Annotated in this window: 15 protein-coding genes; all 15 read left to right on the top strand. The window is 44.3% G+C overall.

The annotated features are described in order from the left end of the window. The first annotated feature begins 16 nt into the window (after positions 1 to 16). The 15 genes from MHH52_RS26885 (at position 17) to fliD (ending at position 12,502) form a co-directional block, all read left to right on the top strand. Positions 17 to 1,177, top strand: a complete 1,161-nt coding sequence (locus MHH52_RS26885) for a histidine kinase (RefSeq protein WP_340005406.1) — start codon at positions 17 to 19, stop codon at positions 1,175 to 1,177. A gap of 4 nt (positions 1,178 to 1,181) precedes the next feature. Continuing rightward, complete coding sequence (locus MHH52_RS26880) at positions 1,182 to 1,904, top strand: response regulator transcription factor (RefSeq protein WP_340005405.1); 723 nt, start codon at positions 1,182 to 1,184, stop codon at positions 1,902 to 1,904. Positions 1,905 to 2,141: 237 nt separating this feature from the next. Next, the gene (locus MHH52_RS26875) at positions 2,142 to 2,588 is read left to right on the top strand and encodes a glycosyltransferase family A protein (protein ID WP_340005403.1); all 447 of its coding nucleotides are present in this window, start codon (positions 2,142 to 2,144) and stop codon (positions 2,586 to 2,588) included. 137 nt (positions 2,589 to 2,725) lie between these two features. Continuing rightward, positions 2,726 to 4,729 (top strand): helicase-related protein, encoded by a 2,004-nt coding sequence (locus MHH52_RS26870; RefSeq protein WP_340005402.1) that lies wholly within the window; start codon positions 2,726 to 2,728, stop codon positions 4,727 to 4,729. 257 nt (positions 4,730 to 4,986) lie between these two features. Then, positions 4,987 to 5,544, top strand: coding sequence for a ComF family protein (locus MHH52_RS26865; RefSeq protein ID WP_340005401.1), 558 nt, complete (start codon positions 4,987 to 4,989; stop codon positions 5,542 to 5,544). Positions 5,545 to 5,712: 168 nt separating this feature from the next. Beyond that, positions 5,713 to 6,123, top strand: coding sequence for a TIGR03826 family flagellar region protein (locus MHH52_RS26860; protein ID WP_340005400.1), 411 nt, complete (start codon positions 5,713 to 5,715; stop codon positions 6,121 to 6,123). Positions 6,124 to 6,226: 103 nt separating this feature from the next. Continuing rightward, positions 6,227 to 6,514, top strand: a complete 288-nt coding sequence (gene flgM / locus MHH52_RS26855) for a flagellar biosynthesis anti-sigma factor FlgM (protein WP_340005399.1) — start codon at positions 6,227 to 6,229, stop codon at positions 6,512 to 6,514. 12 nt (positions 6,515 to 6,526) lie between these two features. Beyond that, a complete protein-coding gene (locus MHH52_RS26850; RefSeq protein WP_340005397.1) occupies positions 6,527 to 7,036 on the top strand; it encodes a flagellar protein FlgN in 510 nt (169 codons plus the stop codon). A gap of 35 nt (positions 7,037 to 7,071) precedes the next feature. Next, positions 7,072 to 8,652, top strand: coding sequence for a flagellar hook-associated protein FlgK (gene flgK, locus MHH52_RS26845; protein ID WP_340005395.1), 1,581 nt, complete (start codon positions 7,072 to 7,074; stop codon positions 8,650 to 8,652). Positions 8,653 to 8,671: 19 nt separating this feature from the next. Beyond that, the gene (gene flgL / locus MHH52_RS26840) at positions 8,672 to 9,559 is read left to right on the top strand and encodes a flagellar hook-associated protein FlgL (protein ID WP_340005393.1); all 888 of its coding nucleotides are present in this window, start codon (positions 8,672 to 8,674) and stop codon (positions 9,557 to 9,559) included. Between the two features lie 38 nt (positions 9,560 to 9,597). Continuing rightward, a complete protein-coding gene (locus MHH52_RS26835) occupies positions 9,598 to 9,993 on the top strand; it encodes a DUF6470 family protein (protein WP_340005391.1) in 396 nt (131 codons plus the stop codon). Continuing rightward, positions 9,990 to 10,415 (top strand): flagellar assembly protein FliW, encoded by a 426-nt coding sequence (gene fliW, locus MHH52_RS26830; RefSeq protein ID WP_340005390.1) that lies wholly within the window; start codon positions 9,990 to 9,992, stop codon positions 10,413 to 10,415. Before MHH52_RS26835 ends, fliW begins: the two co-directional genes overlap by 4 nt. Then, on the top strand, positions 10,416 to 10,655 hold the full coding sequence (csrA, locus tag MHH52_RS26825; protein ID WP_340005389.1) for a carbon storage regulator CsrA: 240 nt from the start codon (positions 10,416 to 10,418) through the stop codon (positions 10,653 to 10,655). A 28-nt stretch (positions 10,656 to 10,683) separates the two neighbouring features. Then, positions 10,684 to 11,058, top strand: a complete 375-nt coding sequence (locus MHH52_RS26820) for a flagellar protein FlaG (RefSeq protein WP_340005388.1) — start codon at positions 10,684 to 10,686, stop codon at positions 11,056 to 11,058. 19 nt (positions 11,059 to 11,077) lie between these two features. Next, positions 11,078 to 12,502 (top strand): flagellar filament capping protein FliD, encoded by a 1,425-nt coding sequence (fliD, locus tag MHH52_RS26815; protein WP_340009841.1) that lies wholly within the window; start codon positions 11,078 to 11,080, stop codon positions 12,500 to 12,502. The last annotated feature ends 8 nt before the right edge of the window (positions 12,503 to 12,510 follow it).

Here is a 12,510-nt window from a genome sequence, read left to right as displayed (position 1 = left end):
AAAGGGGCAAGCATCCGTGGAATTTCAAGCCGATGCGATTGATCGCGTCATTAAAAATACCATCGACGTGATGGAGAGCAGCAAGTATCAGATTTTTGAAATATTGCAGGTTGCACGCGATGAACTTGCAGCACTCAACAAAGAACTGCAGCGGGTCATGGACGAAACGGATGAGACATTGAAAAAAGTAGACAAGCTAGAGCTACAGTATCACCGCTCTAGAATCCGGCTGACTGAGGTCAGCCGGGATTTTGTCCGCTATTCTGAGAAGGATATCCGTATTTCTTATGAGAAAGCCACGGAGCTTCAGCTTGAACTCATGATGACGAGGGAGAGAGAGGTTTATCTTCGAACCAGGCGTGATGAACTACAAATGCGAGTTCGAAGTGTCGAAAACTCTGTAGAGCGTGCAGAGTCGATCGGTTCGCAAATGAGCGTAGTTCTTGAATATTTGTCGGGAGAACTAGGACAAGTGACGAGAATTGTCGAATCTGCGAAGAACAGACAGATGATCGGACTTAAGATAATCCTGGCTCAAGAAGAAGAACGGAAGAGAATTGCCCGGGAAATTCATGACGGTCCTGCTCAAATGCTGGCGAATCTAGTCCTTAGGACGGAAATTGTAGAAAGAATGCTGGTAAAGCAGGAATTTGGGCTAGTGCAGGACGAAGTATTAGATTTAAAAGGGCAGGTTCGTTACAGCCTGGAAGAAATGCGTAAGGTCATTTTTAATTTACGACCGATGGCTCTCGATGATTTGGGTTTAATTCCGACCTTGCGGAAATATGTGCATGATTTTGAAGAAAAGACGAAGATTCGGTCAACCTTGGAAACCAGAGGGCAGGAACATCGACTATCTTCAGCCATGGAGGCAGCGGTATACCGACTTGTCCAGGAAGCTTTGTCTAATGCAGCTAAACATGCCTACCCGAGTTTCGTATTGGTAGAGATTACTTACCAAGCGCAGTTAATTAAGATTGTGATTAAGGATAATGGATTAGGTTTTAATGTGCAGAAATTAAAGAATCCGCAGGGCAATCGTGAAAGCTTCGGGCTAGTAGGTATGCGGGAACGTGTAGAGCTGCTTGAAGGCAGAATGGAAATCATATCAGCCGAGAATCAGGGGACAACAATCGTGATCCACATTCCGACGAACGTGGAGAAAGGGAAGGAGTAATGTGATGGAGAACTTAAACTCTACTAAAACGCCCATTAAAGTTCTTTTGGCGGATGATCATCAGCTTTTTCGTGAAGGGCTGAAACGTATTTTGAATATGGAGGAGGATATTGAAGTCATCGGTGAATGTGGTGACGGAATCCAAGTATTAGAGTTCTGTAACGGAACTAAACCAGACATCGTACTAATGGATATTAATATGCCTATTGAGAATGGCGTGGAGGCCACTCAAAAACTGCGGGGAATGTTCCCGGAGGTTAAGGTTATTATTTTATCGATCCATGATGATGAGAGTTATGTGTTTGAAACCCTTCGTAAAGGTGCCAATGGATATTTGTTGAAGGATATGGAGGCCGAATCCCTTATTAATGCAATCCGTTCGGTTTGTGAGGGCCACGCTTTTATCCATCCAAAGGTTACCGGAAAGCTAATCAATCAATTGCGGCGTATGACTTACCTTAATGAGACTGGGGTAACTACAGATACAGTAGTGAAGGAAGCCGGTGTTAAATTTGTGGCCGGTGACAACAATCCTTTAACACGTCGTGAAGCAGAAGTACTGCGGCTAATGGCGGAAGGTAAGAGTAACAAAATGATCGGTGAGTATTTATTTATTAGTGAAAAAACGGTCAAAAACCATGTGAGTAGCATTTTGCAAAAAATGGAAGTTGATGATCGTACACAAGCTGTAATCAACTCGATCAAATATGGTTGGGTAACCTTATAACAATGTCTACAGATTTACGTTACATATAGGAATGAAATCAAGGAGAGCACAGCTTGTTTCTTTAAAATATAAGAAAGTATAAGTTTCACACCATACTTTATGTCTTATATTTCTCGCTTAAACGCTTACCGTCCTTGCAAGGACGCCGAAGGCGTTTATGCTTGATAGGAACTCTGGGCAGTCACCGACCTTTTAAAGCCGGCATATAGTGTTGGTATACAGAGGAGGTGCATCTCCATGGTAGCCCAGTTGATATGGATTGCGGCTGTTTATGTATCCGCTGCAGTGATTATTCATATGCTGCATAATCGGCAGAAGGTGCGGCAGACACCGCAGTCCGTGAAATGGATTCATTATATTTTCATTACCCGCAATCATGCTTCTGTTGTGGAATGGTACATTCGGGCGCTGACATTTCAAACTTTTCTAACCGGAAAACGATTTCGAGTAACGTTCATGGATGATGGCTCGAGCGATGGAACACTTGGAATTGTATCCAGGATGGCTGATACTGGCTGCTCTATCGATCTTGCAACATCTATGTATACTCTTCAGGTGAGTGAAGAAGAATTGCAGCATCAAGGGATTGTAGTAGACTTGCGGTTGTCAGGGCAGTCTTTTTCGTTGCCTTTTATGGGGATGGCAGGAAGTAGGGGATGCGAATCAAAGCGCAACAGATCTTAATTAAATATGTGAGTAACGGGTGAAGCACACTCTCCAAGAAATGGGGGAGTGTGCTTTTTGCGTTTACGGATGGTTGAGCCGTGTTATGCGAGTTATAAGAAGAATTAATTAGTAATGGCGAGAGGTGGGAGGATTTAATGCGAGTTGCTGTATATGCTTTGGAATGTAAGGGTATCTGGAGTGTTTGGATTTCTTTAGATCTTTCGGTAGATAGATGGTGGTGGTCTGGAGCTGGACCAGAGAGCCAAGATAGGCGCTTAGTAACAGTGGACAAGCTGGTCTTACTATCTCCTGCGCTATCGCTGGGGTGGGCGGTGAAGTTGCGCGATCGTTTTAAACAAAGAGACGGAATGAGGAACTGGGGGGCTAAGGAGTGGGGAGAATACGTGAGCAGTGTTCTTGAGCCTGAGTTGAAGGAGGAGAGGGAAGCAGGAGGAATGGGGGAGGAGGAACAGTGGCTTAGTGATGGGATTTCGCTATGGTGGTTTGCTGATCCAGGTTGGGAGATAGAACAGGCTAAGAAGAACAATGATTGCAGAGGAAATGATCTCGATTATGCTTTGCTTGAATCGGAGGTAGAACAATTCGTACATGCGGTGGCTGGCCGCTCTTTACTGCAGCCGGAGATAGAGGCGCTGCTGGCAGAAGGATTGCCAAAGCAGACAGGCCGTTGGCGCCAGGCGGCACAACTGGCGCATCTGCAAGGGCGGCTGCAGCTGACAGCCGCCGTGGGCAGTCCCGCCCCGGCTGCGCACGGTGCGCGGGCCCGCCAGCTCCCTGCGGGTGCTGGCGCTCTGGCGCGTGCGGCGGCTAAGTTGCCGCACGTGTTGTGGCGCGGCGCTGTCGCCCGCCGCGCCGTTGTGCGCTGCCTGCGCTGCGGCAGCGCACCGACCGGCCGCACGGCATGCGCCGCGTGCGGCCTTATGGGCTGCGCCTATTGCGAGGCCTGCCTCGCACTCGGGCGCAGCCGGGCTTGTGCGCTGCTGCTACGCAGCGCAGCGCTTCCGGCCGTACGGTGCACGGCCGCCCTTGACCCCACCGCGGCCGCAGGCCGGTGGGGGTTAAGCCCAGCGCAGGCGGGTGCCGCTGGCGCTGCGCTGGGTTTTCTGGCGGAGCGGCGTGAGCGCTCCGCCAAACCGTGCCCAGAGCGGTTCCTGCTCTGGGCGGTGACGGGAGCCGGGAAGACCGAGATGATCTTCCCGCTCCTAGAGGCCGTGCTCGCCGCCGGTGGGCGGGCGCTCGTAGCGACGCCGCGACGCGACGTCGTACTCGAGCTCGCGCCGCGGCTCGCCCGGGCTTTCCCGGCGGAGATTCTCGCCGTGCTTTACGGCGGCAGCGCAGAACGCTGGGGGAGTGGTCGCTTAACGCTCGCGACCACCCATCAGCTGCTGCGCTTCCATAGAGGTTTTGATCTCGTAATCATTGACGAGTTGGATGCGTACCCCTACCATAATGATCCTATGCTGGCTTATGCCGCAGAACAAGCCTGCAAGCTAGATGGTTCTTTTATCTACTTATCAGCCACACCACCGCAAGAAATGCAGCGGTTAGTCCGCTCAGGCAGACTTCCACATGCCAGAGTGCCTGTCCGCTTCCATGGTCATCCCTTGCCTGTGCCGCAGCATCTGACCATGACATCCATTCAAACATGCCTGAAGCGTGGGAATTTACCGAGACCGCTCATACATACGCTTCGTAAGTCGATCGAGCGAGAGGCACAAATCTTTTGCTTTGTGTCTCGTATTGCACATATTGAAGGATTACTGGTTCTGCTTCGTCGGAACTTTCCCGGCGTAGTTATTGATGGTACTTCCTCCAAAGATCCCTTCCGAGCTGAGAAGGTAACCGCTTTCCGCAGCCGCGTTATCTCCCTATTAGTAACTACTACGATTCTGGAACGAGGAGTTACAGTGCCACGCAGCGATGTATTTATTTTGGATGCGGACAGCGATCTTTTTGACGAAGCTTCATTGGTTCAGATGGCGGGGCGTGCCGGGCGATCTAAAAACGATCCTGCTGGGCGTGTAGTATTTGCCTCTCCCCAGTGGACCCGGTCTCAGCGTGGAGCCATCTCGCAAATCCGTACTATGAACATTATCGCTCGTCGTAAAGGATATATTAGCAAGGAGACGCTGAGATGAACGCTATGTTCTCATGGTTAAGTAAATTTCAGTCCCTCTTGTCCCCCTCTGTAACTCCATGCTTAACCTGCGGAAAACGTAACCCTGGATCCTCACAATTTCCTGGAGTTTGCAGGATTTGCGTAGAATCCATTCCTTGGATACGTTTCCCTCGTTGCCTGAAATGTGGCCGGCATGTGGGTTGTCCTGACTGTACCCGCAATAGTGAACCCTCACCGATTGTGTGCAACCGGAGTGCAGTAGCCTACACTAGTGTTATGCGGGAATGGCTGGGTCAGTATAAATATCGCGGAAATGAACGATATGCCCTTTTACTTGGTCTCATGCTAGATAGTGCTTATTTAACTCTGAAAAAAGAGAATCAGAGTGCTATTTTATCCCGGAAACCATCCATAATTCATCGCTCTTGGTCTGCTGATTTGTTAGTGCCAGTGCCTGTTAGTGATTCTCGGCTTATGGAGCGAGGATTTAATCAAGCGGAAAGATTGGCTGATGTACTGTCTAGACGTAGGAAGGTTCCACAGCTTCCGCTACTGATCCGCACACACCATACAGGAAAACAGAGCTTTAAGAGTCGGGCAGAACGACTAGCGGATATGAAGCATGCTTTTTCAGAGAATCCGGCAGTAACAACACAATTTGCGAATTGGCTGAAAAGGAAAGTACCTCTAAATCGTCCTCTTCAGATTGTTATTATTGATGATATTTATACAACGGGCAGTACTATTCGTGCGTGCGCTGCGATTATTAAACAAATGGTTTCAGATTATGGATATGCGGTAGAGGTCTATAGCTTAACTTGGGCACGTTCCTAAGGGGAGCGAAATGCATGATTGTGAACAGCCAATTCATTTTTTGAAGAGATTCATGCGCTTAATAGCGTTTCTCCCGTCCCATAGACGAATTCTCTGCAATCATGTAATCTAGGAGCATAAGAATATTATGCATTGTACAGAATGTACGGAGAGGAGCGGCTGCTTGTTATGAATCTAGACAATTGTCCAAGGTGCGGCCGGTTGTTTGTTAAGAATCTTATGGGGTTGTGCCAGCCCTGCATCAAAGAGCTGGAGCATGAATATGAGATCTGCGTGGATTATTTGCGGGAGAACAAAGGAACCAACATTCAAGAGCTGTCCGATGCTACGGAGATTTCTATTAAGGAAATAACCCGCTTTATTCGAGAAGGCCGGATATCTATAGCTAATGCACCTAATATGATGTATCCCTGCGAGGTGTGTGGAACGCTGATTCGTGATGGGCATATGTGTGAAAGCTGCCGTAGTCGGCTCAGGAAGGATCTCACCAATGCTGCCAAGGAAAGTGCTGATGTGGATACTACCAAAAAGACAACAGAAGGCGCATATCGCGCCATAGATAAGCTGCGTGGCCTATAAAATCTGCGAAATAACATTTGCAGCTATAAAGAATGATTCAATCTACGCCGATAAACTTAGTAAAGATTATCGGCTTTTTTATATTAGAAAGTAGGTGGAAGTTATGAAAATTAACGAGACCGGACGAATTAACGCGATTAATCCGTATCAACGCAGCGCGGATGCGCAAAGGCAGGAACTAATGAAGAAAAGTTCACGTAAGGATGAAGTCTCGATTTCTGATGAAGCAATTCAACTCTTACAAGCACAGAACACTGGCAAGACTGACGTTGAGCGTGCACTCAAGATCGAAAATTTGAAGCAACAGTTTTCTGCAGGAACCTATCAAGTTGATGCAAAAGATCTTGCTGAGAAGTTGTTACCGTATTTCAAAGAGTTTCAGGGAAATTAGGTGGGATTAGAAATGTCTATTCAACGTTTACTCGAATCGATGCAATCATTAATTGAGTTGCACGAGAAGCTTTTGGTGGTCGCAGAGCTTAAAAAGCAGGCCATCGTTAAGAACGATGTAAGTGAGTTAACGCTCACGATGTCTAAAGAATCCAGAATTCTTAAGGAAATTGAGAAGCAAGAAGCCGTCCGAGAGAGCGTTGGGCAAGAGCTGATGAAGGAGAAAGGCATTAAATCACGACTGGAATTAACTGTATCTGAATTATCGAGACTGGTATTTGATCCAGAGGATAAAAATAAACTTTTAGCTGCCCGACAAGAACTTGTTACCTTGCTTGAAAAATTAAAAGAAGTAAACGAATTGAATCAGATCTTAATTTCCCACTCCCTCTCTTTTGTCGACTACTCCCTTAACCTTTTCATTGGCGGGGACGAGGATGAAGCCGTCTATAAACGCCCCGATACACAATCAGCTACTGCTCGTGGACCTCAACGAAATGGGATTTTTGATGCCAGAGCTTAACATATAGTTAGATCTAAATAAGGAGTTGTTCCTCTATGACATCTACATTTCATACCCTTGAGACAAGTAAAAGGGCGCTATTCGTGACTACAGCAAGCTTACAAACCATGGGCCATAATATATCTAATGTAAACACAGATGGTTATACCCGTCAGCGAGTGAATATTTCAGCCGCAAGGCCAATATGGGCATTGGGGTTCACAAAAAGTGAAGCAGCTGGGCAACTGGGAACAGGGGTTCAGTATGATAGTATAACCCGTATTAGAAACAGCTATTTGGATCTTCAATTTCGACGTGAGAATCAGGAACTTGGTGCAGCTGAAGTTCTTAATACATCTATGGTAGCGATTCAGAACATTATTAATGAACCTTCAACTAGTGGACTCAGTACAGTAATGGATGATTTCTGGAACTCTTGGGAAACACTGAATCGTGATCCTTCCTTACTTAGTGCGCGAGTTGCCGTCGCAGGCACAGCACAGAATCTTGCAGATACTCTAAAGCACATCAGTGATTCCCTCACGAATTTAACAACAGATACTGCATCTAATATTGATAAGAAGATTGTTCAAGCAAATGATATTGTCGAAAACATTGCTAAGCTAAATAAGATGGTAAAAGACAACGAGAGTTTTGGTGATCATGCCAATGATTATCGAGATCAGCGAGATTTGTTAATTGATCAATTATCCAAAATCGTTAACGTCACGGTAACTGAGGATGAAACCGGAATGGTCAGCATTACTGCAGCAGGCGTTAATGTGGTTAATGGGCTTGATGCTACAACTCCATTAACAGCAGGGGACGCTCAAACTGCAACGGCTGGAGAACTAAAAGGATATATCATGTCCTTACAAGAGGCAGACACTATACGGAATCAATTGAACGGTATGATGAAAACACTAGTATCCGGTAAAATCACCGTTTCCTTGGATAATGGATATGTAACCTCTTCTCCAATGTCAGCACTGAATGATGTAACTTTGAAGGATGGATCGACGATTATCGCAGGACAGATGATCCCGGCGGGATCAGAAATAACTTCTCCTATGAAAGTAGAAGTTAATGGTTTCAACGGTTTGCATGCACTGGGCTATACATTGTCAGATCCCGCTACATCGGGACTTCCTTTTTTTGTCGCCAAGGACGGTGGTAATGAGATTACAATAGATAACATTACTTTAAATCCTGAGATTGCGAAGAATACGGATAAGATTGCTGCCTCTTCAAAATATGAGACAGTCAATGGAGTTAATAAGACTATTCGTGGTAATAGTGATATGGCAATTGCGCTGGTTGGATTGAGGGATGCGGTGTTTAAGTTTCCGGACAGTTTGACCTCACTTTCTCAAGGTACAACGGATGATTTCTTTAGAGCGCTAACCGCAGATCTTGGGCTTCGTGCTCAGAATGTTGAACGTAATTATAATAACGAAACAAGTCTTACAAATTCATTAGAATCTCAAAGACAATCTGTTAGCGGTGTCTCAATGGATGAAGAATTATCGGATATGATTAAATTTCAACAGACCTACAATGCTGCAGCACGTATGATGACGACATTTGATGAAATGCTCGACAAAGTAATTAACAGCATGGGAACCGTTGGTCGTTAGATACTAGGAGGGTGAAAAAATGCGTGTAACAGGATCGATGCAAAGTATGCAGCTGATGAATAATTTGCAGAAAATTAACCAAAGTCTAACCCAAGGTCAGAATCAGCTGGCAACAGGTCAAAAGATTACAAAGCCTAGTGATGACCCTATTGGTCTCGGTTACCAAATGCGATATGATACCGATTTGGCGCGAAGCGATGAGTTTCTGAGTAATACACAAACAGGTGGCGAAATTCTGAGTACTATGGATTCTCTGCTCCAGCAGTCAAGTGATGTTCTGAAACGTGCGCGGACGCTTACTTTGCAGGCCGCCAATGGTACTTATTCTGCTGAACAAAGATTAACGATCTCTGCTGAAATTAAGCAGCTTAAAGAACAGCTCGTGACTATAGGAAACAGCAAATATAATGGTAATTATTTGTTTAATGGACAAAAATCAGATCAAGCTCCCTACACGTCTAACGGTGCAGCGACTGATAGTACCGATACTGGTGTGCTTTATCTTTATGTTAGCCCAGCAGTGAAGGTCCCAGTAAGCATTACAGGGGAAGAGATATTCGGTGGTGCAGGGACTAATAATGCATTTAAGGTGCTTGACGATCTTGCTGCTGCATTGGATAGTAATAACAGTGCTGGGATCAGTGCTAGCTTAAGTGGAATTGATGCTGTGGCAGACAAGTTATCCGTCTCATGGGCTGAAATTGGTGCGCGTTCGAACCGTTTTTCACTTATGGAGACACGAATTACTAACGAACAGGTCAGTCTAAAAGAAATGCGAGCAAATGTTGCGGACGTTGATGTTGCACAAGCGATCACGGATTTGAAATCGAAAGAACTTGTGCTGCAATCTGCATTATCCACTGGTGCCAGAATTATGCAATCCTCTTTACTTAATTTTCTTAATTAATCGATTGAACCTTGATTTATGTTAAAGGAGAGGGTTGTGTGGGGATTAGCGGAATTGATTCAGGATCATGGGGCAAATATATTCCTGCAGAACTGACAGTCCAACTGCATCCTGCTGAATTGGTAACGGACTGGACAAGCGTATTCGATGATTTGGATCTCAAACGGCCGCAGTCATTAATGAGAGATTTGGAGAACCAGAATCGTAGCATAGCTATTGAAAATGTGGCCATTAAGGCACAAGAGGGAGATCGCATTGCGAATATATCTTCTGGAGAAAAAAATGTATTTGGTGCTATTGCACATGACCGATATATGAGAAAAGGGCAGAAGGAGATCACATTGGAAGCCTTACCTCGCCAAGGTGTATATATTGATTTTCGCATCCAGGCTCCTGAGATTCAGGTGGATGCAAGAGGAGCACTGCCAAGATGATGGAGATTAATAGTAAGACCTATGGTGTTCTTAAACTGAAAGAGGATCAAATTTATTCATTCGAAGCGGGACTCTTAGGTGTTTTAGACATTAAACAGTACGCTTTGTTTCCTATGGAGGGAACGTCCTTTTTCGTATTGCATGGACTCGATGAAGATGTGAGTTTTGTATTGTTGCCTGCTCAGTTGGCCATTGTCGATTATGGCTTTCGAATAACAGACGAGATTATTGAACTTCTCTCCTTAGAGACATCGGAAGATGTAGGCGTGATGCTGGTGGTTAATATCCAAGGAGAAGATTTATTTGTAAATCTCATGGCGCCAATACTTTTGTCTCCACACTCCTTAAAAGGATGTCAATATATTATTAAGGATCAAGAACTCCCAATTCGTTATCCGCTCTCTCGCAAGGAGGACGACTAAATGCTGGTGCTGAGGCGTAAAGTCGGTGAAACTGTTATGATCGGTGACAATATTCAAATTCAAATTTTGGGTATTGATGGTGATCAAATCAAGATAGGCTTCCTTGCTCCCAAAGATGTTCAAATTTTGAGGCAAGAGCTATATGAAGGTATTGTTGCCGAGAATATGGCAGCTAAGGTACAGAAAGAACAATTACAACCAGATCAAATCCTTAACCTGCTAAAGAATTTTAAAATGTAAATCATTTTGAAGAAGGTGGGTTAGGAATATGAATATTAACCGTATAGATGTAACACAAACGGATAAGGTCAGAGGTAATGGGGCTGTAAATCGAATAAATCCGGTACCATCCATAATTGACTCTAAATCGCAAGAAATAGAGAAAAAATCGACCATTTATAATGAACAGACAAAAGTGGAACAGACTAAGCTAGATGAGCAAATCAAGAAATTGAATGAATCCATAGCCAGCTCAGGTAAGGAACTTCGGTTTAAATATAATGATGAGGCGCATCAGCTTTATGTAGAGGTTCTGAATTCGGATACAAAGGAAGTTCTAAACAGTCTTCCCCCAGAATTCTTGATTGATTTGTCGTTGAAGATGAAAGAGATCGTGGGAATGTTTTTCGATAAGAAAATTTAATGAATTTGAGGTGACAGAAATGGCGTTAGGAATATCGGGACTATCAGGTTCAGGCTTGGATACCAGTGCATTAATTACTGCAATCATGAATCAGGAAAAAGTACCCTTAAATAGCCTTACAACTAAAAAAGAAGTTACGACGGCATATAAAGATTTCTTCACTGCACTTAATACTAAAACGACTACTTTAAGAGATGCGGCTACGGCATTGTCGGATCTTTCCACTTATAATGCTTTTTCTGCAACTAGTTCGAGCACTAGTACGTTATCAACCTCAACGGTTGGAGATAAAGCCTTAGCAGGGACTTACTCTGTTACAGTTGCCAACCTGGCCCAGAAGCATGTCGTAGCGAGCAAAAGTATAGATGTATCTACAACGTTTGCTGCGAGTGGGCTTCCTACTACATTCACAATTAAAGGTCAATCCATAGATTTGACAAGCATTGGAATTAAAAGTGATACAACAATGGGCGATGCTTTATCCCTTATCTCTAATGCGATCAATGGTTTGTCCGGTACAGGAGTAAAGGCATCTGTCATCCAAACTGAAAGTGGAAAAAAGAGTTTAGTACTAACTGCTTCTGATTTTGGTACAGCTAATAAAGTTGATATCGCTCAATTAGATTCAAATTGGGCATTCGCAGAAAAGCAAGAAGCGAAGGATGCAAAAATTACAGTTAATGGAGTTGATATCACTAGCTCAACCAATACTGTTGAAAATGCTATTGAAGGTGTGAAGTTAACACTTACAGGGGTAGGTTCTTCGACAGTTGAAGTTGGACAGGATATTTCCGGAATAACTAAAAAAATAGAGACTTTTGTTTCAGCATATAATGATATAGTCAACACCATTCGTAACAATACGAAGGCCTCAACTGAAAATAAAGATGGCTCACTTTCACTGACATTAATGGGTGATTCACTATTGCGTGATATGCAAACTCAGTTGGGCGGTTGGATGCAACAAGTAATAGGAAGTACTGATCCGAATAGAGATACTAAACTCCCTAATATTCTTTCGGATATAGGAATAGAGATTGATAAAGGAGTCACTTCAGCATCATTGATGACAGGTAATATCACTTTTAATAGTACTCTATTAAAAGAGAAGATGCTGGCTAATCCCGAAGCTGTAAAAAATTTGTTGACAGGTTCATCTTCCGGTTCCGTTGGAAATGTTGGAATGGCTGATTTGTTCAAAGATAACCTGAAAGTATGGACTGATAGTGTTGATGGACTCATCACTATGAAAGTTAAAGGATATAGCTCAGATATTACGTTTCTAAGTGAGCAAATTACCAGTATGAGTGATCGATTGGATATGAAGAAGGTAGCACTTGAGAAGAAATATGCAAATATGGAAGTAATGTTGTCCAGTTTGAAGAGTCAGTCAAGCTATGTATCTAACATTCTGAAAAGTATTACTGGCTCTTCAGATAAATGAGTAGGGGG

It is taken from the genome of Paenibacillus sp. FSL K6-0276 (assembly GCF_037977235.1).
GTDB lineage: Bacteria > Bacillota > Bacilli > Paenibacillales > Paenibacillaceae > Paenibacillus_AQ.
This window is presented reverse-complemented; position numbering and strand designations above follow the sequence as displayed.

Coding starts and splice junctions, on each gene's coding strand:
- MHH52_RS26880 (WP_340005405.1), top strand. CDS start 1,182: ATGGAGAACTTAAACTCTACTAAAACGCCCATTAAAGTTCTTTTGGCG.
- MHH52_RS26875 (WP_340005403.1), top strand. CDS start 2,142: ATGGTAGCCCAGTTGATATGGATTGCGGCTGTTTATGTATCCGCTGCA.
- MHH52_RS26870 (WP_340005402.1), top strand. CDS start 2,726: ATGCGAGTTGCTGTATATGCTTTGGAATGTAAGGGTATCTGGAGTGTT.
- MHH52_RS26865 (WP_340005401.1), top strand. CDS start 4,987: ATGCGGGAATGGCTGGGTCAGTATAAATATCGCGGAAATGAACGATAT.
- MHH52_RS26860 (WP_340005400.1), top strand. CDS start 5,713: ATGAATCTAGACAATTGTCCAAGGTGCGGCCGGTTGTTTGTTAAGAAT.
- flgM (WP_340005399.1), top strand. CDS start 6,227: ATGAAAATTAACGAGACCGGACGAATTAACGCGATTAATCCGTATCAA.
- MHH52_RS26850 (WP_340005397.1), top strand. CDS start 6,527: ATGTCTATTCAACGTTTACTCGAATCGATGCAATCATTAATTGAGTTG.
- flgK (WP_340005395.1), top strand. CDS start 7,072: ATGACATCTACATTTCATACCCTTGAGACAAGTAAAAGGGCGCTATTC.
- flgL (WP_340005393.1), top strand. CDS start 8,672: ATGCGTGTAACAGGATCGATGCAAAGTATGCAGCTGATGAATAATTTG.
- fliW (WP_340005390.1), top strand. CDS start 9,990: ATGATGGAGATTAATAGTAAGACCTATGGTGTTCTTAAACTGAAAGAG.
- csrA (WP_340005389.1), top strand. CDS start 10,416: ATGCTGGTGCTGAGGCGTAAAGTCGGTGAAACTGTTATGATCGGTGAC.
- MHH52_RS26820 (WP_340005388.1), top strand. CDS start 10,684: ATGAATATTAACCGTATAGATGTAACACAAACGGATAAGGTCAGAGGT.
- fliD (WP_340009841.1), top strand. CDS start 11,078: ATGGCGTTAGGAATATCGGGACTATCAGGTTCAGGCTTGGATACCAGT.